Raw genomic sequence first — 25,469 nt, 5'->3', positions numbered from 1 at the left:
CTTCGGCGTCAGAAGAGGAACTGCACGGGTTCGCTGGCGCAGAGGATGATGTACTGGTTGCCTGCGCGCATCAGGTGAAAGCCGCGACGGCGCACCTCGGACATGAAGCGGTCATGGCCGATCTCGCGTTCCACCCAGTCGACATGACGACGGATCACGCCGCCTGTCGCTGCCGCGCGGGCGGCGAAGATCTGGTCGATCCACTGGTCGGGGCGGGCCTTGCGAAGCGGTGTCATGGGGCGATCCTCACCGCCCCATGATTGCGATTCGGTTAACGTCAGCCGCGGCCGCGACGTCCGCCGCGACGGCCACCGGCGGCCTGGCTTGCGGCGGCGGAGGCTTCGGCAAAGCTCATGCCGCCCTCGACGGCCTCGAGCACCTTGGCGAAGCGGATCCATTCGCCGCCATTGGCGTCATGGTTCATCAGGAAGTTGGCGGCGCGGATCGCCTCCATCTCTTGCTGGCGGACGGGGTTCATGATGGCCGAGGTCATGCCGGCGGTGATCGCCATGGGCAGGAAGGCGCCGTTGATGCCGTGGCGGTGGGGCAGGCCGAAGCTGATGTTTGACGCGCCGCAGGTGGTGTTCACGCCCAGCTCGTCACGCAGGCGGCGGACGAGGGCGAAGACCTGCTGGCCCGCGCTGGCCATGGCGCCCACGGGCATGACCAGCGGGTCGACCACGATGTCATGCGCGGGGATGCCGAAATCGGCGGCGCGTTCCACGATCTTCTTCGCCACGGCAAAGCGGACATCGGGATCGGGCGAGATGCCGGTGTCGTCGTTCGAGATGGCGACGACGGGGACGTTGTATTTCTTGACCAGCGGCAGGACGAGTTCCAGACGCTCTTCCTCGCCCGTGACGGAGTTGAGCAGGGGGCGGCCTTCGCAGGCGGCAAGGCCCGCCTCGAGTGCGGCGGGGACGGACGAGTCGATGCAGAGCGGCACGTCGACCGTCTGCTGCACGATTTCGATCAGCGCCTTCATCAGGGGCGGTTCGACGAAGTTGTTGTCGGCATAGCGCGGGTCTTGGGCCATCTTGTTGGTGAAGACGGCGCCGGAGTTCACGTCCAGAACGGTCGCGCCACAGGCGACCTGTTCCAGCGCGTCCTTGATGACGGTTTCGAAATTGCCGGCCTCGAGTTCGGCGGCAAGCTTCTTGCGGCCGGTGGGGTTGATGCGTTCGCCGATCACGCAGAAGGGTTCGTCAAAGCCGATGACGACGGTTTTAGTCTTGGATTCCAGTACGGTGCGGGTCATCGTTGAACCTTTTTCTCAGGCGTTGGCCGGACGGCCCGAAGCGCCGCCGTTTTCGGTTGTCCAGGTGGCATTGGTCTTGATGCCGCCGAGGGGGAAGAAATGGACGGCTTCGATCCCGAAGTCGGGGTTCTTGGCCTTGTGCGCTGCCAGTGCGCCCACGAATTCGGTGGGTTCATAGGGCAGCAGGAGCTTGGTCACGTCCATCGCGCGCTTTTGCAGCACGCGGAGCGAGGGGCCGACGCCGCAGGCGATGGCGAATTTGATGAGGGTCTGGAGTTTCGCGGGGCCTGCGACGCCGATATGGACGGGCAGGTTGATGCCTTCGGCGCGCAGGCGGTCGACCCATGCGATCACGGGGTCGGCCTCGAAGCAGAACTGGGTGGCCATGGCCATCTTTGCGTCGGTGCGTTCGGCAAAGGCGGATTTCCAGCGGGCGGCCTCCATCACCATGCGGTCGGAGCCGTCGGGGTCGATGTCCTTGTTGCCTTCGGGGTGGCCTGCCACGTGGAGCCGTTCAAAGCCGTCGAAGGCGCCGGATTCCAGCAGTTGCATGGAGGTGTGGAAGTCACCCACCGGCTGCGGCACGCCCCCGGCAAGGATGAGGCCCTGTTTCACATCGGCCTCGCCCTTGTAGCGGGCGACCCAATCTTGAAGCGTGGCCTTGTCCTTGATGATGCGCGCGGGGAAGTGCGGCATCACGGGGAAGCCTTCGGCGTTCAGGCGTTTCGCCGTTGCCACCATATCCTCGATCGGGGTGCCGTCGATATGGGCGATGTAGACGCGGGTGCCTACGGGCAGGATGTCGCGGAAGCTTTCGACCTTTTCGGCGGTGCGCGGCATCACCTCGATGGAAAAGCCCTTGAGGAAGGCCTCCATCGCGGCGGTGTCGTTGGTGGTGGCGGGGGCGGCGGTGTCGCGGCGGAAGTTGAACAGGGCCATCAGGGTCTCTCTCAGGGTCATCGGGTCAGGCTTTCGCCCAGCCCTCGGCGTCGATCAGCGCCTTGAGGCGCGCGGTGTCGAATTCGGCTTCGAGGCGGGCGGCCTCGGATTTGGCGATCTCGTCGGGGTCGCCCTCGACCTCGTAGGGGGCGGCCTTGCGCCATTCGGCGAGATAGCTGTCGGTGTCGCGGGCGCCCACCTTCATGGCGCAGCGGTCGATGGCCTGTTCGAAGCGTTCGGTCAGCTGGACCTTGGAGCCGCGGCGGCCCTTGCCCACGATGACCTGGGCGGGGATGTCGCGCCAATAGACGATGGTGACTTCGGGCATTCGATTCCCCTCGGGTTGCTTGTCCCTGTTGATAGCGCCGAAGTCCGACCGCCGATGTCGGTTTTCGACATGGTGCGCGAGGGAAGCGACCCTGATTGCGACACTTCCCCGTGCGGGGCGAGAGGTAGCGCAAAAGCGGGCGCGGCGCGACGGGCAAGGGAAAGAAGCTATCGGAAAAATCTTCAACCTTATGATGAGCGCGGTCGAAAGCATGGCGGGCGGGGCAGGCCATGCTTGCGCTGGGGGCGCAAAGGGCGCTACCATCGGGTTAACCACAGATGGAGGGCGGTCATGACGCCCGAGCGTCCCCGGGGGGCGGACGCGATCCCGCAGCGGAAGGCTGCGCCCGAGGGCGTGCCGTCTGCGGTCGAACCGTCAGCTTCCCATCCGCCGGGGGCGGGCTCGCTTTATGCGGCGCTCGACCTTGGCACGAACAGTTGCCGGATGCTGATTGCCCAGCCGAAGGGCAGCCAGTTTCAGGTCGTGGACAGTTTTTCCAAGACTGTCCAGCTTGGCGCGGGGCTTGAAGCCTCGGGCCGGTTGTCGCGTGCGTCCATGGGGCGGACGGTGCAGGCGCTGCGGATCTGCCAGAAGAAGATCGAGAAGCATGGCGTGACGCGGATGCGTCTGGTGGCGACGGAAGCCTGCCGCCGCGCGCGCAACGCCAAGGATTTCATCCGGCAGGTGCGCCGCGAGACGGGGCTGAGCCTTGAGATCATCGCGCCGGAGGAAGAGGCGCGGCTGGCGGTGATTTCCTGCGCGCCGCTGGTGGGGGCGCGGACCGAGCAGTTGCTGGTCGTGGATATCGGCGGCGGGTCGACCGAGCTGGTCTGGATCGACCTGTCGGCAGTGCCGCCCGAGGACCGCCCGCGCGCCATCATGCGGCTGCATCGGGGCTTTGCCGCGCAGGGCGAGCAGGCGGCGCGGGTGGTGGACTGGATTTCGGTGCCGCTGGGTGTGGCGACGCTGAAGGACCAGTTCGGGGATGTGGAGGATGACGCGGCGCGATTTGCGCTGATGTCGTGGTTCTTCGAGGAGAATCTGGCGAGTTTCTCGCCCTATAACGCGCAGCAGGCGCGCGAGGGGTTCCAGATCATCGGCACCAGCGGGACGGTGACGACGGTCGCGGCGAGCTATCTGAACCTGCGCCGCTATGACCGGACCAAGGTGGACGGGTTGCAGATGACCTCGGACCAGATCGACCATGTGATCCGCGAATACCTGACGCTGGGCCCCGAGGGGCGGCGGACCGATCCGCGTATCGGGCGGGACCGCCATGCGCTGATCATGTCCGGCGCGGCTATCCTTCAGGCGCTGATGCGGATATGGCCGACGGATCGCCTGAGCGTGGCCGATCGTGGCCTGCGCGAGGGGCTGCTATATGCACAGATGAGCGCCGATGGCGTTCTGGAGGACGGGCCTTACGCATGACGGACGGTAAAGGGACATCGGGACGCGGGCAGCGCGAGCTGCGGGTGCGGGTCAAGACGGCGAAGGGGCGCAAGCTTTCGTCGACGCTGTGGCTGGAGCGGCAGTTGAACGACCCTTACGTGCAGCGCGCCAAGAAAGAGGGCTATCGCGGGCGGGCGGCCTACAAGATTCTGGAGCTGGACGACAAATACGGTTTCCTGAAGCCGGGCTGTCGTGTGGTGGACCTTGGCTGCGCGCCGGGCGGGTGGTGCCAGGTCGCGGTGGTGCGGGTCAATGCGCTGGGGCAGAACCCGAAGAAGCCGGTGGGCACGGTGCTGGGCGTCGATCTGCAGGAGGTGGAGCCGATCCCGGGGGCGGAGCTGCACCAGCTGGACTTTCTGGCCGATGATGCGGACGAGAAGGTGAAGGGCTGGCTGGGCGGGCGCGCCGATGTGGTGATGAGCGACATGGCGGCGGCGGCGTCAGGCCATAAGGCGACCGATCACCTGCGGATCGTCGCGCTGGTCGAGGCGGCGCTGGCCTTTGCCTTTGACGTGCTGGAGGATGGCGGGACCTTTGTCGCCAAGGTGCTGGCAGGGGGCGCCGAGAACGAGATGCAGGCGATGCTGAAGCGGAATTTCCGCAAGGTCGCCAATGTGAAGCCACCGGCGAGCCGGTCTGACAGTTCCGAGAAATTCGTGGTGGCGCAGGGATTCCGCGGGCGGGAGCTGGCGGGGGGAGAGTCCGGCGAGGACTGAGGCCGAAGATTTTTCTGGCGAAAAATCTTCGGGGCGAAATTTCTGCGAAATTTCGGGGTCACGGGTGTCGGGTGGGGGGCGGTTCTTCGCCAGAAGAACCGTAGGCAAAAGTTTTCGCAGAAAACTTTTGCGCCTTGGCGGGGATCAGCCGCCCCAGTGGCGGACGGGTCCGCAATCCATGTGCACGAAGTTCGAGCGCGAATAGCGGCCGACGCCGCCGGAGGCGCAGGCCTCGGCCGCCTTGGCCATCTGGCCCACGGAGCGGGATTTCAGGCGCAGGTCGGCGGCCTGACCCTTCATGTGCAGCGAGTTGCGTGCGACGCCCGAGGATTGCGAGCGCAGCATCGCGTTGGTCTTGGGGCTGCGATAGCCCGAGAGCAGCATATAGGGTTCGGACACATCCATCAGGCTGTGCGCGGCGGCCATGATGTCGATGGTCCGCAGGTCCATCTTGGTCTTGTCGTCGGTGCGCCAGTCGCGCATGAAGTTGTTGATTTCCTTGACGACTTCGGGGATGTACTCGCCCTCGATCCAGTAGATGGTATCGACGCTCTCGCCGGTGCGGCCGGAATACATGCGGATGCGGCGGACATCGCCCGCGCCGCGCAGGAGGCCGAATGCGTTGGAATAGGTCGGGGCCGCGGCCACCATCGTTGCGGCGAACACGCCCAGCACACCGCGCCGCGTGACCGCAAGTTTGTTCTGATCCGTCATTCTGACCGCTGTCCCCGTTCTTGTCGCCGCCTCTGAGAGCAGCTTCCGTGCCACTTATCCCCAAGTGCGCCATCGTTATGGCACAGGATGATTCGTGGCCCAAGTGCTGTTTGGGCGGCAGGAGGGAGGGAAGCGCGCATCGGCAAATTTTTGCTGAATGCCCGTGCGGGCGGTGCGGATTGTTGCTGCTGTGGCGGATCGGTCGCGAATGGATAGCTTGACCGCGTGGCGCGGCGGGGCGGGGCGGTTGTGCCATGGACTCGGTGGCGGGAATCACCCAATTATCCATGATGAAGAGATATTTGCGGGATTTTGAGGGGCACATGGTGTTCGGGGCGGGTTGGGGCGGTTTCTGTGGCCGCTGGATCGCGGTGATGCTGCTGGGAACGGCGCTGGTCTGTCCGGTCCTGCCGGCCCGCGCGGCAGAGGGCGCGGGGTCTGCCCCCTTTGCCGCTGCGGTGGCGGTCGCGGCTGCCGATGATCCTGTGCTTGCCGAATGGTATGGCGCGCGGGAGTACCGGCCGCTGTGGACCGGACCTGCGGATGCGGAGCGGCGGGCGGCGCTGCTGGCGGCGCTGGACGGGGCTGCGCTGCACGGGTTGCCGGTGGCGCGCTATGACGCGGGGGCGCTGAGGGCGGCCTTTGCGGCGGCGGTGACCGAGGGGGATCGCGGGCGGCTGGAGCTGCGGATGACTCGGGCCTTCCTCGATTTTGCGCGGGATCTGAAATCGGGGGTGCTGGAGCCGGAACAGGCGGATGCGGGCATCCACCGCGTGGTGAACCGGCCCGATCCGCTGCACCTGCTGGCAGGGATCGAGGGGGCGGCGCCGGAGCGGGTGTTGCGCGATCTGCCGCCGGATGCGCCGGAATATGCGCGGCTGGTCAAGGAGAAGCTGTCGCTGGAGGCGGTGATCGCGGCGGGCGGCTGGGGCGCACCCGTGGGGGCCGAGGCGCTGGAGCCCGGCGAGAGCGGCGCGGCGGTGGTGCGGCTGCGCGACCGGCTGGTGGCGATGGGCTATCTGAACCGGTCGGCCACGGCGGTTTATGACCGTGCGATCCAGTCGGCGGTGCAGCGGTTCCAGATCGACCACGGGCTGAATGCGGATGGCGTGGCGGGGCCGTCGACCATCGCGGAGATCGACGTGGCGCCGGAAGAGCGGGTGAAGTCGGTCGTCGTCGCGATGGAGCGGCTGCGCTGGATGCATGACACGGTGCGGGGTGCGCGGCATATCTGGGTGAACCAGCCGGATTTCACCGCGCGCATCGTGGACCACGGCAAGGTGACGTTCCAGACGCGGGCGGTGATCGGCAAGAACGTGCCCGACCAGCGCAGCCCCGAATTCTCGGACGAGATGGACCATATGGTCATCAACCCGTCCTGGGGCGTGCCGCGGTCGATCATCGTGAAGGAATACCTGCCGCTGTTGCAGCAGAATCCAAATGCGGTCAGCCACTTGCAGGTGATCGACCGGAACGGGAGGGTGGTGCCGCGCGGGGCGGTGAATTTCGCGTCCTATTCGGCGCGGAGCTTTCCCTTCGGCCTGCGGCAGCCGCCGTCGGATGGCAATGCGCTGGGGAAGGTGAAGTTCATGTTCCCCAACCCCTACAACATCTATCTGCATGACACGCCCGCGAAGGAGCTGTTCGACCACGAGGTGCGCGCCTATAGCCATGGCTGCATCCGGCTGGCCGATCCCTTCGACTTTGCCTATGCGTTGCTGGCGGCGCAGTCGGCGGATCCCAAGGGGCTGTTCCAGACCCATCTGGACAGCGACCGCGAGACGGTGGTGAAATTCGACGAGAAGCTTCCGGTGCATCTGGTCTATTTCACCGCATGGCCCACGGCGAAGGGCGAGATGACCTATCGCCGCGACATCTATGGCCGCGACGCGCGCATCTTCGAGGCGCTGGTCGAGGCCGGGGTGGCCTTGCGGGGCGTTCAGGGGTAAGCGGGGGCGGAGTTCTGCCTGACCGGAGTCTGCGATGGCCCATACGATCCGCGAGATTGCCGTGGCCCTTGGGGCCGAGGCGGAGGGGGACCTCGATATCCGCGTGAGCCGCGCGTCGGAGCCGCAGAGCGCGGGGCCGGAGGCGCTGGCGCTGGCCATGGACCCGAAATATGCGGGCGGGATCGCGCAGGGGCGGGCGGTGGCGGCGCTGCTGTGGCCCGGGGCGGACTGGCGGGGGATGGGGCTGCGCGCCGCGATCTTTGCGCCGCGCGGGCGGCTGGCGATGGCGGGTCTGACAGTGCTGATGGACCCGGGACCGGAGATCGCGGCGGGTGTGCATCCGATGGCGATTGTCGATCCGTCGGCGGACCTGGGCGCGGGGGCGGCGGTCGGGCCGTTCGTGACCATCGGGCGGGGTGTGCGGATCGGAGCGCGGGCGCGGATTGCAAGCCATGTGTCCATCGCGGAAGGCGCAGTGATCGGGGAGGATGCGCTGATCCTGCAGGGCGCGCGGATCGGGGCGCGGGTCACCATCGGGGACCGCTTCATCTGCCAGCCGGGCGCGGTGATCGGGGCGGATGGCTTTTCCTTTGTGACGCCCGAGAAGTCGGGGGTCGAGGAAATCCGCGAAACCCTTGGAGAACGCAGCGAAATCCGGCGGCAGAGCTGGACGCGCATCCATTCGCTGGGGGCGGTCACTCTGGGCGATGATGTGGAGGTGGGGGCGAATGTCTGCATCGACCGCGGCACCATCCGCGACACGGTGATCGGGTCGGGGACGAAGCTGGATAACCTTGTCCATATCGGCCACAACGTGCAGGTCGGGCGCGACTGTCTGCTCTGCGGGCAGGTGGGCATTGCCGGATCGGCGCGGATCGGGGATCGCGTGGTCATGGGCGGGCAATGCGGGGTGAACGACAACATCTTCGTGGGGGACGATGTCATCGCGGGGGGGGCGACCAAGATCTTTACCAACGCGCCTGCGGGGCGGGTGCTGCTGGGCTATCCGGCGGTGAAGATGGAGACGCATGTCGAGATGCAGAAAGCGCTGCGCCGCCTGCCGCGGCTGGCGGCGAAAGTGGCCGAGATCGAGCGTGCCGTCCTGCCCAAGACTTCGGCGGATGAGTGACGGGTGGGGGGCTGGTCTGTGATGGATGTTCGGGAAAAGGTCATTGAAATCATAGCGCAACAGGCGCTTCTTCAGGTTTCGGATGTGACGCCGGACAGCCGCCCCGAGGAGTTGGGGCTGGATTCGCTGGGGCTGGTCGAGGCGATCTTCGCCATCGAGGAGGCCTTCGACATCTCGGTCCCGTTCAATGCGAATGATCCGGCGCAGTCGGGCTTCGACATCTCGACCGTGGGGGCCATCGTTGCGGCGGTCGAGGGGCTGGTCGCGCAGAAGGCGGCATGAGGCGGGTCGTCATCACCGGCGCGGGGACGGTCAATGCGCTGGCCCATGATGTGGCCGGAACCTGGGCGGCGATGCGCGAGGGGCGCTCGGGGATCGGGCCGCTGGAGGTGGCGGGGGCCGAGCGGTTGATGGTCGGCATCGGCGCGCAGGTGCGCGGCTGGGACGCCGGCGCGCATCTGGAGCGGGGCGTGGTCGCACAGGCGGACCGTTTCGCGCAATTCGCGCTGGTGGCGGCGGCGCAGGCCATGGCGCAATCGGGGCTGGTCGTGGGCGAGGGTGCGGATTGCGGCGTGATCCTTGGCACGGCAGGCGGCGGTCTGCAGACGCAGGAAGAAAGCTATCGCGCGGTCTTTGCCGAGGGGAAGAACCGTGTCCATCCGCTGACCGTGCCGAGGCTGATGGCCAATGCGGGGGCGAGCCATGTGTCCATGGCGCATGGCATCCGCGGGCCGGTCTTTACCGTCTCGACGGCCTGTGCCAGTTCGAACCACGCGATGGGGCTGGCGTTCCAGATGGTGCGGTCGGGGGCCTGTCGCGCCGTGCTGACGGGCGGGTCCGAGGCGATGCTGACCTTTGGCGGGATGAAGGCGTGGGAGGGGTTGCGGGTGATGTCGCCCGGTGGATGCCGCCCCTTCTGCCGCAGCCGCGACGGGATGGTGCAGGGAGAGGGCGCGGCGGTCTTTGTCTTTGAAGAGCGCGAGGCGGCGCTGGCACGGGGGGCCGAGATTCTGGCCGAGGTGGCGGGGTTCGCCATGACATCGGATGCGGGCGATCTGGTGGCGCCGTCGGTCGACGGCGCGGCGCGGGCCATCGGCGGGGCGTTGCGCGATGCGGGGATCGCGCCCGCGGCGGTGGATTACGTCAATGCCCATGGCACGGGGACGGCGGCGAATGACCGGACCGAGGCGGCGGCGCTGCGGCAGGTCTTTGGCGGGCAGGTGCCGCCGGTCAGTGCGACCAAGGCGATGCACGGGCATGTGATCGGCGGGACGGGGGCGGTGGAGCTGCTGGCCTGTCTCATGGCGCTGCGCGACGGGGTGATCGCGCCCACCATCGGGTTTCGCGAGGCCGATCCCGATTGCGCGCTGGATGTCGTGCCGAACGTGGCGCGCGAGGCGCGGGTGGAGGTGGCGCTGTCCAACGCCTTTGCCTTTGGCGGATTGAACGCGGTGCTGGCGCTGCGGCGGGCATGAGAAAGGCCGCAGCCTGTGCGGCTGCGGCCTGTCGGAGGTCGGGACCGGTGGCCGGTTATTCCTGCGGTTCTTCCGCGGCGCCTTCGGCGGGGGCGGCGGCCGCGGCAGCGGCGGCGGCGGCCACTTGCGACTCGGCCACGGCGTCATAGCCCGCGGTGAAGCCCTTGAGCGAGATTTCCAGCGCCACGGTCTTGTCCGGTGCGACGGCGGGGACGATGGTCAGCGTGGCCTTGTTGCCGGCCTTGAAGGCCGCGACCTCTTCGGCGGTGAAGCCGACGCGGGCCACGCAGCCCACCTGCGAGCAGAAGGTGAAGGGGTAGATCTTCGGCTCGGCCTCGTCGATGCCGATGCGGACGCCGCCGGTCAGCAGGGTTTCGAGGGGGGCGATGATCGTGGCACCGGCAGCGGCCTGACCGCCTTCGGGCAGCGAGAACATCCCGATTTCCGCGACCGAATTGCCGCTGGCATCCTTGAGCAGCTGGTAGAGCTGGCAGGGATCGGCATCGGTGCCGGATTTGACGCAGCGCTGTTCCCAGGATTCGAAGCTGGCCTTCACATAGGTGGAGCCCACGCCATCCGCCGGTGCCTGACCCATCGACAGATCGCTTCCGGCGGCGGTGCCTTCGGCGGGGGCTTCCTGTGCGGCGGCGGGCAGGGCGAGGCCGAGACCCAGTGTCAGGGCAATGGCAAGGGGGCGGTTCAGGGAAGTGAGAAACATACTCGATCGTCCTCGGTTGGTTTGGCTGCGGCTTATCACGCGGGGCGGGCACTGTCAGGTGCGAAAAAACCGCATCGGCGGAGCCTGTCGCAGGGGTGGGGCGGTGATCCGCAGGGCCTGCGAGGGGCGCGACGGGGCACAAAAGAAAAAGGGCCGACAGGCGGCCCCTTTTCGTATCATTATTTGCTCCCTGTCGGACTGGCCGACTTCATGGGTTGGGACGCTAAGCGGGAAAGGCGCGTCCGTCAACAGGGAATCTGGCGGCTTCGGGTGCCGTAAAACAAGGGAATTCTGTCCGTCTGGTCAAAAATATCGTGCCGTGCGGCGTGTCGGGCGAGGGCGGGGGCGGGCGTGCAACCGGACGTTGGCAGGGCGCTGGAAAGCCAGACGAAAGCATGTAATCTGGTGACCTTGCCGCGCCGTCGGACGGGTGTTTGCGTCCGGTGGCGGGCAGAGTGACTTGGGGTATGGCCGCGCGATCTGCGGGCCGGTGACGGGAGATGCGGCGTGGCGGATGAGGGCGTGATCTTTGTGGGAGGCGGCGGCGAGGGCTATGGTCTGCCGCAGACCCTGCTGCTGAAATACGGCAACCGCCACGGGCTGATTGCGGGGGCGACGGGGACGGGCAAGACGGTGACGCTGCAGGTGCTGGCGGAGGGGTTCTCGGCCGCGGGCGTGCCGGTCTTCCTGTCGGATGTGAAGGGCGATCTGTCGGGGCTGGGGGCGTCGGGATCGGCGGCGCACAAGCTGCACGCGCCCTTCATGGAGCGGGCGGCGAAGATCGGGCTGGACCTGCAATACCGCGCCTTTCCGGTGACCTTCTGGGACATGTTCGGCGAGCAGGGCCATCCGGTGCGGGCGACCGTGGCCGAGATGGGGCCTTTGCTGCTGTCGCGGTTGCTGGAATTGACCGAGCCGCAGGAGGGCGTGCTGAACGTGGCCTTCCGTCTGGCGGACGAGGAGGGGTTGCCGCTTCTGGACATGAAGGACCTGCAGGCGCTGCTGGTCTTTATCGGCGAGAACGCCGAGGCCATATCGACGCGCTATGGCCTTGTGGCGACGGCATCCATCGGGGCGATCCAGCGGCGGCTCCTGGTGCTGGAGAACGAGGGGGGGGCCAAGCTGTTCGGGGAACCGGCGCTGGATCTGGCGGATCTGATGCTGGTCGACGGGGCGGGGATGGGGCGGATCAACATCCTTGCCGCGGACAGGCTGATGCAGTCGCCGCGGCTTTATGCGACCTTCCTTCTTTGGCTGTTGTCGGAACTGTTCGAGACGCTGCCCGAGGTGGGCGATCCGGACAAGCCGAAGCTGGTCTTCTTCTTCGACGAGGCGCATCTGCTGTTTGCGGATGCGCCCAAGGCGCTTGTGGCCAAGGTGGAGCAGGTGGCGCGGCTGATCCGGTCCAAGGGCGTGGGGGTCTATTTCATCACGCAGAATCCGGCGGATGTGCCGGAGAACATCCTTGGCCAGCTGGGAAACCGCGTGCAGCACGCGCTGCGGGCCTTTACGGCCAAGGACCAGAAGGACCTGCGGATGGCGGCGGAAACCTATCGGCCCAATCCGCGCTTTGCCACCGAGGAGGCGATCCGCGAGGTGGGTACGGGCGAGGCGGTGACGTCCTTTCTGGAGAACAAGGGGATCCCCGGGATGGTGGAGCGGACGCTGGTGCGCCCGCCCTTCAGCCAGCTTGGCCCGATCGACCCCGCGCTGCGGGCGCAACTGGTGGTGCAATCGCCGGTGAAGGGGAAATACGACACGCCCGTCGATCGCGAGAGCGCCTATGAAAAGCTGCGCGCGCGGGCCGAACAGGCCGCGCGCGAGGCCGATGCGGAACAGGGCAGGGCATCCGCGCCGCAGGGTGGCGGGTCCGGGCCATGGGGCGGAAGCGAGGATGACGGGCTGACCCGCGCGCGGCGCTATGACGGCGGGCGGAGCGGCGGGGGCGGGGCCGAGACGGAGCGCCCGAGCCGCAGCGGCACGGCGCGGAGCAGCACGGGGCGCAGCGATTCCATCGGGACGGCCTTTGCCAAGAGCTTTGCGCGGCAACTTGGCACGAAGACGGGGCAGGCGGTGGTACGGGGGATATTGGGGTCGCTGTTCCGCAGCCGGTAGGCGGCCCGTTCTCGCCGCGTTACGCAACGTCACGGGGCCAAACCCATCCGTCTGGATATGAAGCCCTGCTGTCGGGCAGTGGCGGGGCAGGCGGGCGCGGTCTATGTCCGGCACAGAGGTGTGGGATGATCGGGAAACGGCGCGAATTCATGGTGTTGGAGGGCGATGCCCCGCCTGCCCCCGAGGCGGGCCCAAAGGCGGGGCCGGACGCGGGCCCAGACGCGGGGATGGGGCATTATTTCGACCAGTCGGTCTTTGACCTGCATTACCGGCTGCTGGCGGCCAAGGCGCAGCGCCTTGCGCTGGAGGCGCGGTTCGATGCGGAGGGGTTCGCGGTCGACGCGCAGGGCAATGTGACGCTGAAGGCGGTGCGTTAGAGCGGGCGGACCTTGAGCCGCGTCAGGCGGTTCTCGCGGCGCTGGAGCACCTCGAAGCGGAAGCCGTGGAAGCTGAAGACCTGCCCCTCGGCGGGGATGGTCTGGGCCTCGTGGATCACGAGACCGGCGATGGTGTTCGCCTCGTCATCGGGAAGGGTCCAGTCGGTGGCGCGGTTGAGGTCGCGGATCGTCATGGCGCCATCGATGATGTAGTCGCCGGTTTCGGTGCTTTTCAGCCCGCCATCCTTGGCCACGATGTCGAATTCGTCGGTGATCTCTCCCACGATCTCTTCGAGGATGTCTTCGAGTGTGATGAGGCCCTGAAGCGCGCCGTATTCGTCCACGACCAGCGCGAAATGGGTGCGGCGTTTCAGGAATTCGCGCATCTGTTCGTCGAGCGTCGTGGTTTCGGGGATGAAGTAGGGCTTCATCGCGATGCGGACGATGTCGAGCTGCGCGAGGTTGTCGAGGCTGCCTGAAGTGTCGCCATCGCCGCGGACGAGGCGGTCGACCTCGCGCAAGAGGTCCTTGGCGTGGATGACGCCGAGGATGTTCTCGTCGCTGTCGCGGAAGATGGGCAGGCGGGTGTGCGGCGAGGCGAGTGCCTGTGTCAGGATCCTTTCCGGCGGGTTGTCGGCATCGATCATCTCGATCTGGCGGCGGTGGCGCATGATCTCGTCCACCGTGCGGTGGGTGAGGTCGAGCGCGCCCAGCAGCCGGTCGCGGGCGTCCTTTTCCACCGCGCCCTCGGAATGGCCGAGCGCGATGGTGCCGGCGATTTCCTCGCGGATGGCGGTGATGCGGCCTTCGTCATTGCCGCGGATGCCGATGGCGCGGAGGATGCCGCGCACCAGCAGCCGCACGATGGCCACGACGGGCGAGAAGACGAGGATGAGCACGCGGATGATCGGGGCGACGCGGGTGGCGACGGCTTCGGGATAGGTGATCGACAGGGTCTTGGGCAGCACCTCGCCGAAGATGAGGACGAGGACGGTCATCACCAGCGTCGCCAGCGCGACGCCGCTGTCGCCGAAGAGGCGCGTCAGGAGCGCGGTTGCCAGCGAGGCGGAGAGGATGTTGACGATGTTGTTGCCCAGAAGCAGCGCGCCGATCATGCGTTCGCTGTCCTCGGTCACGCGCATGGCGGCGTTGGCCCCGCGCGAGCCGCGATCCGCCTGTGCCTTGAGCTTGCCGCGCGAGGCTGCGGTCAGTGCGGTTTCCGAGCCCGAGAAGAAGGCCGAAAGGCAGAGCAGCACGAGGATGGCGGCAGAGGTGATCCAGAAGGCGGCGTCAAGGGTCATTGGCGGTCCGTTGTCGGGCGGGCAGGGCGCACTTGCGCCTGACGGCTATATTCGGTGCCCGGGGGGGCGGGTTCAAGTCTTGGGCGGGCGGGCAAGGGGGTGGTTTTGCAGGACCAGCGTCTTGAGATGGTCGTCGAGGACATGGGTGTAGATTTCGGTCGTCGCCACATCGGCATGGCCCAGAAGCGTCTGGATCACGCGCAGGTCGGCCCCGCCCGCCAGGAGGTGGGTGGCAAAGGCGTGGCGCAGGGTATGGGGCGTGACCTTGGCCGGAGAGACGCCCGCCGCGACGGCGATGTCCTTGATGAGCAGGTAGAAGTGCTGGCGCGTCAGGTGCCCTTCGGCCCCGCCGGAGGGGAAGAGGTGGCGGCTGGGGGCGTTGCCCTGTTTGCGGGCGGCCTCTTCGGCGGTGTCGCGATGGGCGAGCCAGCGGGTGACGGCCTCGCGCGCGGGGGCCGAGAGGGGGACCATGCGTTCCTTGTCGCCCTTGCCGCGCACGAGGATCATGCGCGGGTCGCCACGGACGGCGGCGACGGGCAGGCCGACGAGTTCCGAGACGCGCATGCCGGTGGCGTAGAGCAGTTCCATCAGGGCGCAGTTCCGCAGGCGTTCGCCTTCGGTTCTGCCTTTGGACCTTGCGGCGTCGAGCAGGCGGTCGACTTCTTCAAGGCTGAGCGTCACGGGAAGGCGGCGGGTGGCGCCCGGCCCCTTGATCCGGAGCGCGGGATTGTCGGCGCGCCAGCCTTCGTCATGGGCGAAGCGGTAGAGCTGCCGGATGGCCGAGAGGCGGCGGGCGCGGGTGGATTTGGACAGGCCCTGCGCCTCGCAGAAGATGATGTAATCCTCGACCATGGCACGGTCGGCGGTGGCGAGGGTCTGGCCACGCGGGGCGAGCCAGCCTGCGAAATCCTTGAGATCGCGGCCATAGGCGAGGCGCGTGTTGCGCGCGGCGTCGAGTTCGGCGGCCTGCGCGTCGAGGAAGGTCGATATCCAGAGGCTGTCGTCGCGCGGGGCCATGTCAGCCCCTGCGTTCCAGAAGGAGGAGTTCCAGCGCGGCGCGGCGGGCGGCGCGTTCCATGCCGACCTTGCGCAGGAGGGCGAGCCCGTCCGTCACCCCGTCGAGATCGCCCTGCACGCCGCGTTCGACCTTTTCGATGGCGGCAAGGATCGCCTCGCCCGTGCGGTTGTCTTCGGTGAGGCGGGTGAGATCCTCGCCCGGGCTGTGGTCGATGAAGGCGGGGGCGATGGCGCGCGCGAGGCTGTCGGGCGGGGTGAGGCCCGCGACCTGACCCTTGGCGAGGCCGATGAGGAAGGCTTCGCGGTCGTCACGGGGTTGGCGGGCGGCGGCGAGGGCTTCGAAATCGGGGGAGAGAAGGCCGAGGGTGAAGGCGATCTGGCCTGCCTCGCCGTCGAGCGGCAGGGCCGAGAGGCGTTTGCCGTAAAGGTCGGCAAAGGCGGGTTCCAGTTCGGCGGCGGTCATGTGCGACCAGATGTCGGGCAGGGCCAGCGCAATGGCGGTGCGGTCGCCCGATTGCAGGGCGGCGTCGAATCGCTGGAAAGCGGCGATGCGGTCCCAGACCCCGCCGGAGGCCGCGGGTTTGCGTTCGGTATAAAGGCCCAGCAGCAGGTTCGAGGGGATCACCCCCGCGCGGGCAAGGCGTTCGGCGGCCTCGACCTGCGATTTCCAGCCGGCCTGCGGGCGCAGTTCGGCATGGGCAAAGGCGATGGGCAGGGTGGCGGTGGAGAGGGGTTCGCCGATCGCCTCGAGCATGCGCCATGCAAGGGGGGTGATGGGTTTCGGCGCGACGAGGGGGGCTTCGCCTTCGTAGAGGTCGGGGTCGAGGAAGCGCGAGAGCAGCGCGTCTTCCTCGTCGCTGATATGGCCCAGAGCCTGACCGGTGCGGAGCGTCAGCGCGGCGGCGTTCCAGTCGCCCGAGCGGGCAAGGCAGAAGATGCGGGCGGGGAAGGTGGGCGCAAGGCCGGGGGATTCGACCATGATGCGGCAGCCGCGATCCTCTTCCCCCGTGAGGAGCGCCACGTCGAAGCTGCGCCGGAACAGCCCCGGATCGCGGCTGCCCGCGGCATCGAGCAGCGCGCGGGCCTGATCGAGCGCGCCCATGTCGAGCAGCTTGTCGATGCGGGCGGTCAGGAGTTGCGCGGTCTGTCCGGCATCGGCGGGCGGGTCGGCCTCGGCCAGCAGGAGCGTCAGAAGGAGGCCGCGCAGGGCTGGCAGGCTGTCGATGCGTTCGGCAGAGATGAGCGCCGCGATCTGGGCGCTTTTTCCGGGGCCCCAGAGGGCGGCGGGCAGGCCCGTGACCTGTGGCGAGAGAAGGCCCACGGCATCGGCGGAAGGCGCGCCGATGACCGAGACCGCGACCTCTTCGGGCGTGACGTCGGAAGTGGCGGTGGGTTTGGCCGGATCGACCGGCGCGGTGGCAGGGGCCGAGACGGATTGCGACAGCCAGTCGATGGCGGAAAGCGGTTCCTCGGCCCGCAGGGACGGGGCGGCGGCCGCCAGCAGGACCGCCGTGGCAAGCAGGCGGGACCGCGCGGTGTCAGTCCGCATTCAGCGTCACCGGAACCTTCACCTCGGCCTGATCGGGGCTGAGGTCTCCGAGATAGGCAAAGCCTGCAAGACCGGCAAAGGCGATGAGCGCGAGGAAGAAGAGTGCCTTGAAGATGCGTCCCATGTGCCGTGCCTCTTGTCTTTCTGTGCCCGTTCGCTGCGGGCCTTGTTTCGCGGGCCCCGTTGCGGGCCTTTGTGCGACCGCTGCCATCTGTCCGGACTGTTATCCGAACCGGAGGGGAAAGCCACGGCCCTTTGGTGCGATTATATATGGCTTTCGGGCGGAGTTCACGCCATTGAGAGGGATGAAGAGGGCCATCCGGCGGGCGGAATGGCGCCGGACACGCAGGTTTGAACTGGGCGGCAGGGGATGCGGCGGCTGAAGAAGACGGTCGTGATGGTCGGCATGATGGGTGCGGGCAAGACCGCGGTGGGCAACGCCGTCGCGCGGGCCTTGGCGGTGCCGTTCCTCGATTCGGACGAAGAGATCGTGCGGGCGGCCAGCCGGTCGATCGCGGAGATTTTCGAACGCGACGGAGAGTCGTTCTTCCGTGCACGGGAAACCGAGGTTCTGGGGCGGCTGCTGCGCGGGTCGCCCTGTATCCTGTCGACGGGCGGCGGGGCCTTCCTGTCCGAGGCGAACCGCGCGCTGATCCGCGAGTCGGGGGTGTCGGTCTGGCTGCGGGCGGATCTGGATCTTCTGTGGCAGCGCGTGCGGCACAAGACGACGCGGCCGCTCTTGCGGACGGCCAACCCGCGCGAGACGCTGCGCCAGCTTTACGAGGCGCGGGTGCCGTTCTACAGCCTTGCCGATATCGCGGTGGACAGTGCGGCGGACCTGTCGATCGAGGAGATGGCGTCCAAGGTGGTGGCCGCATTGGCGGCTCGGCCGGACGTTCTGGAAGGGGAATAGGGCATGGTCGTCGATGTGGTTCCGGTCGCGCTGGGGGCGCGGTCCTACGAGGTGCGGATCGGCGCTGGGCTGATGGACCGTGCGGGGGCGGAGATCGCGCCGCTGCTGAAGCGCAAGCGCGCGGCGGTGGTGACAGATGAAACCGTGGCGCCGCTGCATCTGGCGCGTCTTGTCGCGGCGCTGGAGGCCGAGGGGATCGCGGTGGCGACGCTGGCCCTGCCTGCCGGTGAAGGCACCAAGGGGTGGGAGCAGTTCTCGCGCACGGTGGAATGGCTGCTGGAGCAGAAGATCGAGCGGCGGGATATCGTCGTGGCCTTCGGCGGGGGGGTGATCGGCGATCTGGTCGGGTTCGCGGCGGCGGTGCTGCGGCGGGGGGTGCGCTTTGTGCAGATACCCACCACGCTCTTGGCGCAGGTCGACAGTTCGGTGGGCGGCAAGACGGGGATCAATACCGCGCAGGGCAAGAACCTTGTGGGGGCGTTCCATCAGCCGTCGCTTGTGCTGGCCGATATCGGGGTGCTGGAGACGCTGCCGCAGCGGGATTTTCTGGCCGGATATGGCGAGGTCGTGAAATACGGACTTTTGGGAGATGCCGCATTTTTCGACTGGCTGGAGGTCGAGGGGCCTGCCCTTTACGCCGACGCCGCAAAGCGGCAGCGCGCTGTGCGGCGGTCGGTCGAGATGAAGGCGGGGATCGTCGAGCGCGACGAGACCGAAGAGGGCGAGCGGGCGCTTTTGAACCTTGGCCATACCTTCTGTCACGCTTTGGAAAAGGCCACGGGCTATTCCGACCGGCTGCTGCATGGCGAGGGCGTGGCGATCGGCTGCGCGCTGGCCTTCGAGCTGTCCCAGCGGCTGGGCCTGTGTTCGCAGGAGGCGCCGAGCCGCGTGCGGGCGCATCTGCGCGCGATGGGGATGAAGGTCGATCTGGCCGATATTCCGGGCGATCTGCCGGGGGCCGAGGCCTTGGTCGCGTTGATGGGGCAGGACAAGAAGGTGGTGGACGGCAGGCTGCGATTTATCCTTGCGCGGGGGATCGGCGAAGCCTTTGTGGCGGAGGATGTGCCGCCTGCGCGGGTGCAGGCTTTGCTGGACGAGGCGCTGGCGGCGCGGCGCTGAGGCGCGCCACGCCGGAGGGCGGGTCAGAACAGCAGCTTGTAGCTGTTGCCCAGCGTGTCGGTGGCGGTGCCGTTACCGCTGGTGGTGCCGCTGCCCATGACGAAGGTGCCCTGCAGGCGGGTGCCGTCCTTGCAGACGGCGAAGATCTCGCCCGAGTTCACGCCCGCGACGGTTTCGTTGGTGCGGCCCAGACGGCCGCCCAGATCGCGGATCGACAGCGAGATGCCGCGTTCGCGCGAGGTGACGCGGGGGGCGACGGTGGACCATGTCCCCTTGCAGCGCGGGCCGTCGGGCAGGCGGAAGGTCAGCTCGCCCGAGGTGTCGGAGGCGTCGCTGGCCTTGGCCACGATCACGGGCGGCGGGGTCTGCGCGGCAAGCGGGCCCGCGGTCGGGTAGAGGCGCATGTCATTGCTGGACCCGCAGGCGGCAAGCAGGCCGAGCGCGGCAAGGGCGGACAAGGCGACGGGACGATGGGACACGGAACACTCCGGCAATGGCTGGTTTCGGGGTCAGGGTCTGGTTTCGCGCGGCAACCTAAGGGCGGCGGGGCGCGGGCACAATATGCCAAAGCGGTAGGGACCGATCACGTTTTGCGGGAGCGGATGCGGGCCTGACGGGCGCGGGCGGCGCGATCAGCCCCGCAGGCGCAGCATCGCGTCGAGGTCGTGCAGCGCGAGGCGGGCATCGCGGAAGATGATGTCGATGTCGGCCAGTTTGCGGATGGACTGGTCGGACATGGCCAGCGCTGGGGCGACACCGATGATCGCGGCAGGACGCAGCAGCCGCAGGGCAACCACCAGACGGACGAGATCGGCAAGCCGTCCTTCGGAGCTGAGCGAGAGGCCGATGATGGCCGGTTCGGTGCGGCGGACATGGTCGGTCAGCGCGGCGAAGTCGAGGTCGAGTTGCAGGTCGATGTCCCAGCCCGCCTCGCGGAAGGTGTCGGCGGCGATGGTGATGCCGATATTGTGCGTCTCGCCCGGGACCGAGGCGAAAAGGGCGTTGCGCCGGACGGGCAGCGCCGAGAGCACGTCGGGGCGGGCCGAGGGGAGCGAGCGCATGAGCGCGTAGAGATGGCCGGTGCCCACGGCCACGTCGAAGAAGCTGGTCCGGTCCGCATCCCAGCGCGCGCCGAGCATGCGGGCGGCGCCTGCGATATAGCCGTGGATGATGGTGTCGCGGGGAATGCCCCTGTCCTGAAGCCCGTGCAGGAAGTCGAGCGCGGCGGCCGCCGTGGGCTGCACCAGCACGTCGCAGAAGGCGGCGATCTCATTTTGGGAAATCGCGGGAGCGGCGGCCAGGCGGTCGGCGCGGTCGACCGAGGAGAGGCGGCGGACGATGTCCTGCGCCAGTTCCTTTACGGCATCCTGTGCCAGATGGGCGCGCTTTGCCTCGAACAGGGCAGAAGTGCGATGGAAAGCGTCAGCATCCACCTGCCCGCATCGGTCAGACATAGCCATCTGTTCCCCCGTCGTCGTCTCTCTGCCCGGACGGTTACCAAGGTCACCATGGCGCGCGGTTTTGCAAGCGGAACCTGTCGTGGCCTGCCGCGACAGATCAATCTGCGAGCGGTTTGGTGAAAAGAATCCAGTCGGTGGCATCGACCTGCCAGTCGCCCTTGACCACGGGACGGCGCGCGATTTCGCGAAAGCCCTTGGCCGCATAGAGGCGGAGCGCGTCAAGATGCGTGTCCTCGGCGATCAGGCTGATCTCGCGGTGGCCGGCGCGGGTGGCGACGGCTTCGGCATGGGCGAGGAGCGCGCTGCCCAGACCCTTGCCGCGGAAGGGTTCGTAGGTGGCAAGCACGTTGAGATACCACGAGGCGGGGGCGAGGGCCTCGAGTTGCAGCAGGGGGACGAAGATCGGGGGGGTGTCGGGGTCGATTGCGGCGGGTTCGGGGTCGGCCGGATAGCCCAGAAGGCAGGCGCCTACCTGACCGCCGGTTTCGGCAAGCCATGCGTTGCGGTAGGAGAAATTCCCCGTCTCGCGCGCGGCGCGTTCGCGGCCATAGGCCCAGGGGTCGGCACCGGCGCCTGCGGATTTCTTCCAGAAATGCAGCGGCAGATCGTCTGCGGCCATGTTGATGAAGCGCACCAGATGGTCGGCATCTTGCGCCGTCGCCGCGCGGATCAGCATGTGGGTCTTCCTTTCCTGCCTGCCCGTTCCCGTCCCGCGACCTGCGGGGCGGTCCGTCCTTTCCCCTTAGCAGCGGCCTTGGGACTTGTCAGCCTGTCGGGGGCGCAATAGGACTTGTCCCGCAGCCACCGGGATTGCTGGAGGAACATGACATGGGCGACACCGTTTTCCGCTTTCCCGCACCCGGCCCCGAGCCGATGGTGACCGACCTCGAGGGCTGGACCAAGGTCGAGGGCCATCCGACCATGAAGACATGGGTGCAGCACACGTCGCTGGATGGCAGCGTGATCAGCGGGACATGGGCCGCGACGCCCGGGACGTGGCATGCGGTCTACAAGTTCTATGAATTCGTGCACCTGATCGAGGGCGAGATCACCATAACGCCGGATGGCGGCGCTGCGGTGACGATGAAACCGGGCGACGGTTTCGTCGTGGAGCCGGGTTTTTCGGGCACGTGGAAGATCGAAAAACCGGTCACCAAGCATTTCTGCATCAAGCTGAAATAGGGCGGCGGGCGGGCGTCAGGTCGCGACGGCGCGGGCCTGCGACGGGCGCGTCGGGACCAGCAGCACCGCAGCACCGCCTGTGGCGATGAGGGCCATGCCGAGGATGGTCCAGAGGTCCGGCACTTCGGAGAAGAAGACGAAGCCCCAGAAGATCGCAAAGATCATGTAGGCATATTCCAGCGTTGCGATGACGGCGGGCTGGGGGGATTTGTAGGCATGGGCCACCCCGATGGAGACACCCGTCATCAGCACGGCGAGAAAGAGGATCACGGCCCAGTCGGCAGGGGCGAGCGGTTGCCATGTCGCAAGCAGGAAGGGGAAATCCACGCCGCGCAGCGTCAGGCCGGACTGGAGCAGCGCGGCCGCGATGCCGCCGGTCACGAGGAAGGCCACGTTCAGCCAGAAGCCCATGACCACGGGTTCCGCCCCCATGCATTTCGCGCGGGTCAGCACGGCGGCGCAGGCATAGCAGAAGGCGGCCGCGACGGGCAGCAGGATGATGGGCGTGAAGGCAAGGCCGAAGGGGCGCACGATGAGCAGGAGCCCCGCAAAGCCCACGAGGATCGCCAGCCATTGCAGCCCCGCGATCCTTTGGCCGAGCACGAGGGCCGACAGGCCCGCGATGAAGAGCGGCGCGGTGTAGAAGGCGGCACCGGCCAGCGACATGTCGATCAGGGGCAGGGCGGGGTACATCGTCAGATACATCAGGATCAGCGCAAGGCAGCGCAGCGCGATCCAGCCCGCCCCCGCGACCCGCACCCGCCCGCCTGCCATGACATAGAGGACCGGCAGCACGACAAGCGAGCGCAGGACCCAGATCTGCCACAGAGAGATGCCCGCGCTCCAGCTTTTGAAGATCGCGTCGGTCAGGGCCATGGCAAAGACCGCGGGGATGATGGCGAGGACGCCTTGGGGCAGACGGGGCAAGGCTTTCTCCTGCGTGGCGGGGGCGGTCGGGTTGCGGGGCGGGGTCAGAGTCCGAAGCGGCCGCGCAAGCGCGCGATCTCGCGCGGTTCGGGGGGGCGGCCCGTATAGATCTCAACGTAGTTGGGGATGCGGGTCAGGCGGGTTTCCAGCGTTTCGTCGGCCTGCGTGGCGATATAGCCGATCTGCACGAGATAGATGGTGCGGGCGCGGACATCGGCATCCTGCGCGTCATGGCCCCAGCGTTCCAGCATGGCGGTCAGGGCATGCAGGCGGCGGTGGTCGGCGTCGTTGATGCGGGCGAGGATGGCGGGATCTTTCAGGCCCCAGCCGCGCATGGCGAATTCCAGTTTCGCGTCGAATGTGTCGGCGCGCAGGAAACAGGCGATGACGTTCAGCATCGCCTCGGTCTCCGTCTCGGCATAGTCGGTGGTGGCGGTGACGAGGGGGGTGGTGGTGCGTGCCTCCCACATGTCGGCCAGAGCGGCCAGGAGTTCGGCGCGGTCCTTGAAGAACCAGTAGAAGCTGGTGCGCGAGAGTTTGAGCTGTTCGGCCAGCGGCAGGATCTTCACCGCCTCGACCCCTTCGCGGATCAGCGCGGCATAGGCGGCGTCGAGCCATCCCTCGCGCGATCCGCGCCAGCCGCTTTCGGGTTTGTCGCCGTCTGTCATGGCGGGCAGGTTAGGGCGATCGGCGGGGCGGCGCAAGGAAATGTGCGGTCATGGCTGTTATCTTGACATGACTGAACATTCTGCGCGAGAGTTCCGGTACTGACAGGAGGCCCCGATGTCCAACGACCCGCTGCTGCAACCCTATCGGCTGAAGCATCTGACGCTGCGCAACCGCATCATGATCACCAGCCATGAACCGGCCTATCCCGAGGACGGGATGCCAAAGGGCCGGTATCGGGCCTATCACGTCGAACGGGCCAAGGCGGGGGTTGCGCTGACGATGACGGCGGGGTCCGCCTCGGTCGCGCGCGACAGCCCGCCGGTGTTCAACAACATCCTCGCCTGGAAGGACGAGGTGGTGGGCTGGATGAAGCAGATGGTGGACGAGTGCCACGATCACGGGGCCGCCGTGATGATCCAGCTGACCCATCTTGGCCGCCGGACGCGGTGGGACAAGGGGGACTGGCTGCCGGTGGTGTCGCCCAGCCACGAGCGCGAGCCGTCGCACCGCGCCTTTCCCAAGAAGATGGAAGACTGGGACATCGACCGCATCATCGGGGATTACGCCGATGCCGCCGAGCGGATGAAGGCGGCAGGCGTGGACGGGGTGGAGCTTGAGGCCTATGGCCATCTGATCGACCAGTTCTGGTCGCCCCTGACCAATACGCTGGATGCGCCCTATGGCGGCGATCTGGACAACCGCCTGCGCTTTGGCTTTGACGTGCTGCGGGCGATCCGGGCGCGGGTGGGCGAGGATTTCATCCTTGGCCTGCGCTATACGGGTGACGAGATGGTCGCGGGGGGCTTCTCGAAGGCCGAGGGGATGGAGCTTTCGCACCGGCTGAAGAACAGCGGGCTGGTGGATTACCTGAACGTGATCCGCGGGCATATCGAGACCGATGCCGCGCTGACCGACGTGATCCCCGTGCAGGGCATGAAGAACGCGCCGCATCTGGATTTCGCGGGCGAGATCCGCGCGGCGACGGGGTTTCCCACCTTTCACGCGGCGAAGATTCCGGATGTGGCGACGGCGCGGCATGCCATCGCGTCGGGCAAGCTGGACATGGTGGGGATGACGCGGGCGCATATGGCCGACCCGCATATCGTGCGAAAGATCGTCGAGAAGCGCGAGGAGGATATCCGGCCCTGCGTCGGGGCGAACTATTGCCTTGACCGCATCTATCAGGGCGGGCTCGCCTTCTGCCTGCACAACCCCGCCACGGGGCGCGAGGAGACGATGCCGCATCTGATCCCGCAGGCGGCGGAGCGCAAGCGCATCACCATCGTGGGCGCGGGGCCGGCAGGGGTGGAGGCCGCGCGTGTCGCGGCGGAGCGCGGGCACGAGGTGACGGTCTTCGAGGCCGCCGACCGGCCGGGCGGGCAGATCCGGCTGACCGCGCAGGACGAGCGGCGGCGCGAGATGATCTCGATCATCGCGTGGCGGATGGCGCAATGCGAGAAGAAGGGCGTGACTTTCCATTTCAACACCTTTGCCGATGCCGATGCCGTGCTGGCCACCCGGCCTGACGAGGTCATCATCGCCACGGGCGGCCTGCCGCATACGGCCGTGCTGGCGGCGGGCAACGATCTGGTGCATTCGGCCTGGGATATCCTGTCGGGCGATGTGAAGCCCGGGACCGATGTCCTGATCTTCGACGATGCGGGCGACCATGCGGCGCTGCAGGCGGCGGACCTGATCAGCGCGACGGGCGCGGCGGTGGAGATCGTGACGCCGGACCGCAGCTTCTCGCCCGAGGTGATGGCGATGAATCTGGTGCCCTATATGCGGAACCTGCAGAAGCGGAACACCACCTTTACCGTCACATGGCGGCTGATGTCCGTGACGCGCGAGGGCAACCGGCTGCGCGCGGTTCTGGGCAGCGATTACGGGGATTTCACGCGCGAGCGGCTGGTCGATCAGGTGATCGTCAATCAGGGCACGCGGCCGCTGGACGAGCTTTACTTCGATCTCAAGCCGCTTTCGCGCAACCGTGGCGAGGTGGATTACGACGCATTGGCGACGGGCGGGGTGCAGGGCGTGCTGCGTAATCCCGAGGCGGAGTTCCGCGTGTTCCGGATCGGGGATGCGGTGGCGGCGCGCAATACCCATGCCGCGATCTATGACGCGCTGCGTCTGGTAAAGGATCTGTAGGGCAGGGACGG

At 67.5% G+C, this 25,469-nt stretch carries 27 protein-coding genes; 12 read left to right on the top strand and 15 right to left on the bottom strand.

Features of this window, described 5'->3' with window-relative positions; genetic code table 11:
* Nucleotides 1-8 precede the first annotated feature (8 nt).
* Genes GU927_RS16480 through GU927_RS16465 form a run of 4 tightly spaced genes read right to left on the bottom strand, consistent with a single transcriptional unit; the run spans nucleotide 9 to nucleotide 2,525 of the window.
* Complete coding sequence (locus GU927_RS16480; RefSeq protein ID WP_161763552.1) at nucleotides 9-236, bottom strand: N-(5'-phosphoribosyl)anthranilate isomerase; 228 nt, start codon at nucleotides 234-236, stop codon at nucleotides 9-11.
* Between the two features lie 41 nt (nucleotides 237-277).
* Complete coding sequence (locus tag GU927_RS16475) at nucleotides 278-1,258, bottom strand: methyltetrahydrofolate cobalamin methyltransferase (RefSeq protein WP_161763551.1); 981 nt, start codon at nucleotides 1,256-1,258, stop codon at nucleotides 278-280.
* Nucleotides 1,259-1,273: 15 nt separating this feature from the next.
* Nucleotides 1,274-2,197 (bottom strand): methylenetetrahydrofolate reductase, encoded by a 924-nt coding sequence (locus GU927_RS16470; RefSeq protein WP_161763638.1) that lies wholly within the window; start codon nucleotides 2,195-2,197, stop codon nucleotides 1,274-1,276.
* A gap of 25 nt (nucleotides 2,198-2,222) precedes the next feature.
* The gene (locus tag GU927_RS16465; protein WP_161763550.1) at nucleotides 2,223-2,525 is read right to left on the bottom strand and encodes a virulence factor; all 303 of its coding nucleotides are present in this window, start codon (nucleotides 2,523-2,525) and stop codon (nucleotides 2,223-2,225) included.
* Nucleotides 2,526-2,816: 291 nt separating this feature from the next.
* On the opposite strand from GU927_RS16465, the gene GU927_RS16460 reads away from it, so the two are divergent.
* Nucleotides 2,817-3,956, top strand: coding sequence for a Ppx/GppA phosphatase family protein (locus GU927_RS16460; RefSeq protein ID WP_161763549.1), 1,140 nt, complete (start codon nucleotides 2,817-2,819; stop codon nucleotides 3,954-3,956).
* Nucleotides 3,953-4,693, top strand: coding sequence for an RlmE family RNA methyltransferase (locus tag GU927_RS16455; protein WP_161763548.1), 741 nt, complete (start codon nucleotides 3,953-3,955; stop codon nucleotides 4,691-4,693). Before GU927_RS16460 ends, GU927_RS16455 begins: the two co-directional genes overlap by 4 nt.
* A gap of 144 nt (nucleotides 4,694-4,837) precedes the next feature.
* Here GU927_RS16455 and GU927_RS16450 read toward each other — a convergent pair whose 3' ends face one another.
* The gene (locus tag GU927_RS16450; protein ID WP_161763547.1) at nucleotides 4,838-5,407 is read right to left on the bottom strand and encodes a YcbK family protein; all 570 of its coding nucleotides are present in this window, start codon (nucleotides 5,405-5,407) and stop codon (nucleotides 4,838-4,840) included.
* Nucleotides 5,408-5,781: 374 nt separating this feature from the next.
* On the opposite strand from GU927_RS16450, the gene GU927_RS16445 reads away from it, so the two are divergent.
* From GU927_RS16445 to GU927_RS16430, 4 genes are read left to right on the top strand one after another with little or no spacing between them, the layout of a single operon-like run.
* Entirely contained in the window at nucleotides 5,782-7,356 is a 1,575-nt protein-coding gene (locus tag GU927_RS16445; protein ID WP_161763637.1) for a L,D-transpeptidase family protein, read from the top strand.
* Between the two features lie 34 nt (nucleotides 7,357-7,390).
* On the top strand, nucleotides 7,391-8,485 hold the full coding sequence (locus GU927_RS16440) for a UDP-3-O-(3-hydroxymyristoyl)glucosamine N-acyltransferase (RefSeq protein WP_161763546.1): 1,095 nt from the start codon (nucleotides 7,391-7,393) through the stop codon (nucleotides 8,483-8,485).
* 21 nt (nucleotides 8,486-8,506) lie between these two features.
* Complete coding sequence (locus GU927_RS16435; protein WP_161763545.1) at nucleotides 8,507-8,767, top strand: acyl carrier protein; 261 nt, start codon at nucleotides 8,507-8,509, stop codon at nucleotides 8,765-8,767.
* The gene (locus tag GU927_RS16430; RefSeq protein WP_161763544.1) at nucleotides 8,764-9,960 is read left to right on the top strand and encodes a beta-ketoacyl-[acyl-carrier-protein] synthase family protein; all 1,197 of its coding nucleotides are present in this window, start codon (nucleotides 8,764-8,766) and stop codon (nucleotides 9,958-9,960) included. Before GU927_RS16435 ends, GU927_RS16430 begins: the two co-directional genes overlap by 4 nt.
* 55 nt (nucleotides 9,961-10,015) lie before the next feature.
* On the opposite strand, the gene GU927_RS16425 is transcribed toward GU927_RS16430, so the two are convergent.
* Nucleotides 10,016-10,678 carry an invasion associated locus B family protein gene (locus GU927_RS16425; protein ID WP_161763543.1) on the bottom strand — a complete coding sequence of 221 codons (663 nt, stop codon included), beginning with the start codon at nucleotides 10,676-10,678 and terminating at the stop codon, nucleotides 10,016-10,018.
* 507 nt (nucleotides 10,679-11,185) lie between these two features.
* Between GU927_RS16425 and GU927_RS16420 the strand changes: the two genes are divergently transcribed.
* Both GU927_RS16420 and GU927_RS16415 read left to right on the top strand, forming a co-directional pair.
* The gene (locus tag GU927_RS16420) at nucleotides 11,186-12,793 is read left to right on the top strand and encodes a helicase HerA-like domain-containing protein (protein WP_161763542.1); all 1,608 of its coding nucleotides are present in this window, start codon (nucleotides 11,186-11,188) and stop codon (nucleotides 12,791-12,793) included.
* 125 nt (nucleotides 12,794-12,918) lie between these two features.
* The gene (locus tag GU927_RS16415; RefSeq protein ID WP_161763541.1) at nucleotides 12,919-13,170 is read left to right on the top strand and encodes a hypothetical protein; all 252 of its coding nucleotides are present in this window, start codon (nucleotides 12,919-12,921) and stop codon (nucleotides 13,168-13,170) included.
* Here the strand turns inward: GU927_RS16415 and GU927_RS16410 are convergent.
* The 4 genes from GU927_RS16410 to GU927_RS20540 form a co-directional block, all read right to left on the bottom strand.
* Nucleotides 13,167-14,471, bottom strand: coding sequence for an HlyC/CorC family transporter (locus tag GU927_RS16410; protein WP_161763540.1), 1,305 nt, complete (start codon nucleotides 14,469-14,471; stop codon nucleotides 13,167-13,169). The genes GU927_RS16415 and GU927_RS16410 overlap by 4 nt on opposite strands.
* 72 nt (nucleotides 14,472-14,543) lie before the next feature.
* On the bottom strand, nucleotides 14,544-15,488 hold the full coding sequence (locus GU927_RS16405) for a site-specific tyrosine recombinase XerD (protein ID WP_161763539.1): 945 nt from the start codon (nucleotides 15,486-15,488) through the stop codon (nucleotides 14,544-14,546).
* A 1-nt stretch (nucleotide 15,489) separates the two neighbouring features.
* Nucleotides 15,490-17,037: a hypothetical protein gene (locus GU927_RS16400; RefSeq protein ID WP_161763538.1), complete on the bottom strand. Its 1,548-nt coding sequence runs from the start codon at nucleotides 17,035-17,037 to the stop codon at nucleotides 15,490-15,492.
* Nucleotides 17,027-17,161, bottom strand: coding sequence for a hypothetical protein (locus GU927_RS20540; RefSeq protein WP_269770136.1), 135 nt, complete (start codon nucleotides 17,159-17,161; stop codon nucleotides 17,027-17,029). The genes GU927_RS16400 and GU927_RS20540 overlap by 11 nt, the downstream gene beginning before the upstream one ends.
* Nucleotides 17,162-17,407: 246 nt before the next feature.
* On the opposite strand from GU927_RS20540, the gene GU927_RS16395 reads away from it, so the two are divergent.
* Entirely contained in the window at nucleotides 17,408-17,950 is a 543-nt protein-coding gene (locus tag GU927_RS16395) for a shikimate kinase (protein ID WP_161763537.1), read from the top strand.
* Between the two features lie 3 nt (nucleotides 17,951-17,953).
* Nucleotides 17,954-19,069 carry a 3-dehydroquinate synthase gene (gene aroB / locus GU927_RS16390; RefSeq protein WP_161763536.1) on the top strand — a complete coding sequence of 372 codons (1,116 nt, stop codon included), beginning with the start codon at nucleotides 17,954-17,956 and terminating at the stop codon, nucleotides 19,067-19,069.
* 23 nt (nucleotides 19,070-19,092) lie between these two features.
* Here aroB and GU927_RS16385 read toward each other — a convergent pair whose 3' ends face one another.
* The 3 genes from GU927_RS16385 to GU927_RS16375 all read right to left on the bottom strand — a co-directional run bounded on the left by GU927_RS16385 (nucleotide 19,093) and on the right by GU927_RS16375 (nucleotide 21,205).
* Entirely contained in the window at nucleotides 19,093-19,548 is a 456-nt protein-coding gene (locus GU927_RS16385; RefSeq protein WP_232489246.1) for a hypothetical protein, read from the bottom strand.
* Between the two features lie 153 nt (nucleotides 19,549-19,701).
* A complete protein-coding gene (locus GU927_RS16380) occupies nucleotides 19,702-20,529 on the bottom strand; it encodes a cobalamin B12-binding domain-containing protein (RefSeq protein ID WP_161763535.1) in 828 nt (275 codons plus the stop codon).
* Between the two features lie 97 nt (nucleotides 20,530-20,626).
* Nucleotides 20,627-21,205, bottom strand: coding sequence for a GNAT family N-acetyltransferase (locus GU927_RS16375; protein ID WP_161763534.1), 579 nt, complete (start codon nucleotides 21,203-21,205; stop codon nucleotides 20,627-20,629).
* Between the two features lie 152 nt (nucleotides 21,206-21,357).
* Between GU927_RS16375 and GU927_RS16370 the strand changes: the two genes are divergently transcribed.
* Nucleotides 21,358-21,711 carry a cupin domain-containing protein gene (locus GU927_RS16370; RefSeq protein WP_161763533.1) on the top strand — a complete coding sequence of 118 codons (354 nt, stop codon included), beginning with the start codon at nucleotides 21,358-21,360 and terminating at the stop codon, nucleotides 21,709-21,711.
* 15 nt (nucleotides 21,712-21,726) lie between these two features.
* Here GU927_RS16370 and GU927_RS16365 read toward each other — a convergent pair whose 3' ends face one another.
* Together GU927_RS16365 and GU927_RS16360 are read right to left on the bottom strand one after the other, a co-directional pair.
* Nucleotides 21,727-22,638: a DMT family transporter gene (locus tag GU927_RS16365; RefSeq protein WP_161763532.1), complete on the bottom strand. Its 912-nt coding sequence runs from the start codon at nucleotides 22,636-22,638 to the stop codon at nucleotides 21,727-21,729.
* 44 nt (nucleotides 22,639-22,682) lie between these two features.
* Nucleotides 22,683-23,306: a TetR/AcrR family transcriptional regulator gene (locus GU927_RS16360; protein ID WP_161763531.1), complete on the bottom strand. Its 624-nt coding sequence runs from the start codon at nucleotides 23,304-23,306 to the stop codon at nucleotides 22,683-22,685.
* Nucleotides 23,307-23,421: 115 nt separating this feature from the next.
* Between GU927_RS16360 and hpbA the strand changes: the two genes are divergently transcribed.
* A complete protein-coding gene (gene hpbA, locus GU927_RS16355) occupies nucleotides 23,422-25,458 on the top strand; it encodes an N-methyl-L-proline N-demethylase HpbA (protein ID WP_161763530.1) in 2,037 nt (678 codons plus the stop codon).
* Nucleotides 25,459-25,469 lie beyond the last annotated feature (11 nt).

Origin of the sequence: Paragemmobacter amnigenus (assembly GCF_009908265.2) — a bacterium.
Classification (GTDB): domain Bacteria; phylum Pseudomonadota; class Alphaproteobacteria; order Rhodobacterales; family Rhodobacteraceae; genus Paragemmobacter; species Paragemmobacter amnigenus.
The sequence above is the reverse complement of the archived record's forward strand: the minus strand, read 5'-3'. Positions and strand labels throughout refer to the sequence as shown.

Excerpts from the sequence above, each read along its gene's own strand:
- GU927_RS16480 (WP_161763552.1), bottom strand. The coding sequence starts at position 236 with ATGACACCGCTTCGCAAGGCCCGCCCCGACCAGTGGATCGACCAGATC.
- GU927_RS16475 (WP_161763551.1), bottom strand. The coding sequence starts at position 1,258 with ATGACCCGCACCGTACTGGAATCCAAGACTAAAACCGTCGTCATCGGC.
- GU927_RS16470 (WP_161763638.1), bottom strand. The coding sequence starts at position 2,197 with ATGGCCCTGTTCAACTTCCGCCGCGACACCGCCGCCCCCGCCACCACC.
- GU927_RS16465 (WP_161763550.1), bottom strand. The coding sequence starts at position 2,525 with ATGCCCGAAGTCACCATCGTCTATTGGCGCGACATCCCCGCCCAGGTC.
- GU927_RS16460 (WP_161763549.1), top strand. The coding sequence starts at position 2,817 with ATGACGCCCGAGCGTCCCCGGGGGGCGGACGCGATCCCGCAGCGGAAG.
- GU927_RS16455 (WP_161763548.1), top strand. The coding sequence starts at position 3,953 with ATGACGGACGGTAAAGGGACATCGGGACGCGGGCAGCGCGAGCTGCGG.
- GU927_RS16450 (WP_161763547.1), bottom strand. The coding sequence starts at position 5,407 with ATGACGGATCAGAACAAACTTGCGGTCACGCGGCGCGGTGTGCTGGGC.
- GU927_RS16445 (WP_161763637.1), top strand. The coding sequence starts at position 5,782 with ATGCTGCTGGGAACGGCGCTGGTCTGTCCGGTCCTGCCGGCCCGCGCG.
- GU927_RS16440 (WP_161763546.1), top strand. The coding sequence starts at position 7,391 with ATGGCCCATACGATCCGCGAGATTGCCGTGGCCCTTGGGGCCGAGGCG.
- GU927_RS16435 (WP_161763545.1), top strand. The coding sequence starts at position 8,507 with ATGGATGTTCGGGAAAAGGTCATTGAAATCATAGCGCAACAGGCGCTT.
- GU927_RS16430 (WP_161763544.1), top strand. The coding sequence starts at position 8,764 with ATGAGGCGGGTCGTCATCACCGGCGCGGGGACGGTCAATGCGCTGGCC.
- GU927_RS16425 (WP_161763543.1), bottom strand. The coding sequence starts at position 10,678 with ATGTTTCTCACTTCCCTGAACCGCCCCCTTGCCATTGCCCTGACACTG.
- GU927_RS16415 (WP_161763541.1), top strand. The coding sequence starts at position 12,919 with ATGATCGGGAAACGGCGCGAATTCATGGTGTTGGAGGGCGATGCCCCG.
- GU927_RS16410 (WP_161763540.1), bottom strand. The coding sequence starts at position 14,471 with ATGACCCTTGACGCCGCCTTCTGGATCACCTCTGCCGCCATCCTCGTG.
- GU927_RS16405 (WP_161763539.1), bottom strand. The coding sequence starts at position 15,488 with ATGGCCCCGCGCGACGACAGCCTCTGGATATCGACCTTCCTCGACGCG.
- GU927_RS16400 (WP_161763538.1), bottom strand. The coding sequence starts at position 17,037 with ATGCGGACTGACACCGCGCGGTCCCGCCTGCTTGCCACGGCGGTCCTG.
- GU927_RS20540 (WP_269770136.1), bottom strand. The coding sequence starts at position 17,161 with ATGGGACGCATCTTCAAGGCACTCTTCTTCCTCGCGCTCATCGCCTTT.
- GU927_RS16395 (WP_161763537.1), top strand. The coding sequence starts at position 17,408 with ATGCGGCGGCTGAAGAAGACGGTCGTGATGGTCGGCATGATGGGTGCG.
- aroB (WP_161763536.1), top strand. The coding sequence starts at position 17,954 with ATGGTCGTCGATGTGGTTCCGGTCGCGCTGGGGGCGCGGTCCTACGAG.
- GU927_RS16380 (WP_161763535.1), bottom strand. The coding sequence starts at position 20,529 with ATGGCTATGTCTGACCGATGCGGGCAGGTGGATGCTGACGCTTTCCAT.
- GU927_RS16375 (WP_161763534.1), bottom strand. The coding sequence starts at position 21,205 with ATGCTGATCCGCGCGGCGACGGCGCAAGATGCCGACCATCTGGTGCGC.
- GU927_RS16370 (WP_161763533.1), top strand. The coding sequence starts at position 21,358 with ATGGGCGACACCGTTTTCCGCTTTCCCGCACCCGGCCCCGAGCCGATG.
- GU927_RS16360 (WP_161763531.1), bottom strand. The coding sequence starts at position 23,306 with ATGACAGACGGCGACAAACCCGAAAGCGGCTGGCGCGGATCGCGCGAG.
- hpbA (WP_161763530.1), top strand. The coding sequence starts at position 23,422 with ATGTCCAACGACCCGCTGCTGCAACCCTATCGGCTGAAGCATCTGACG.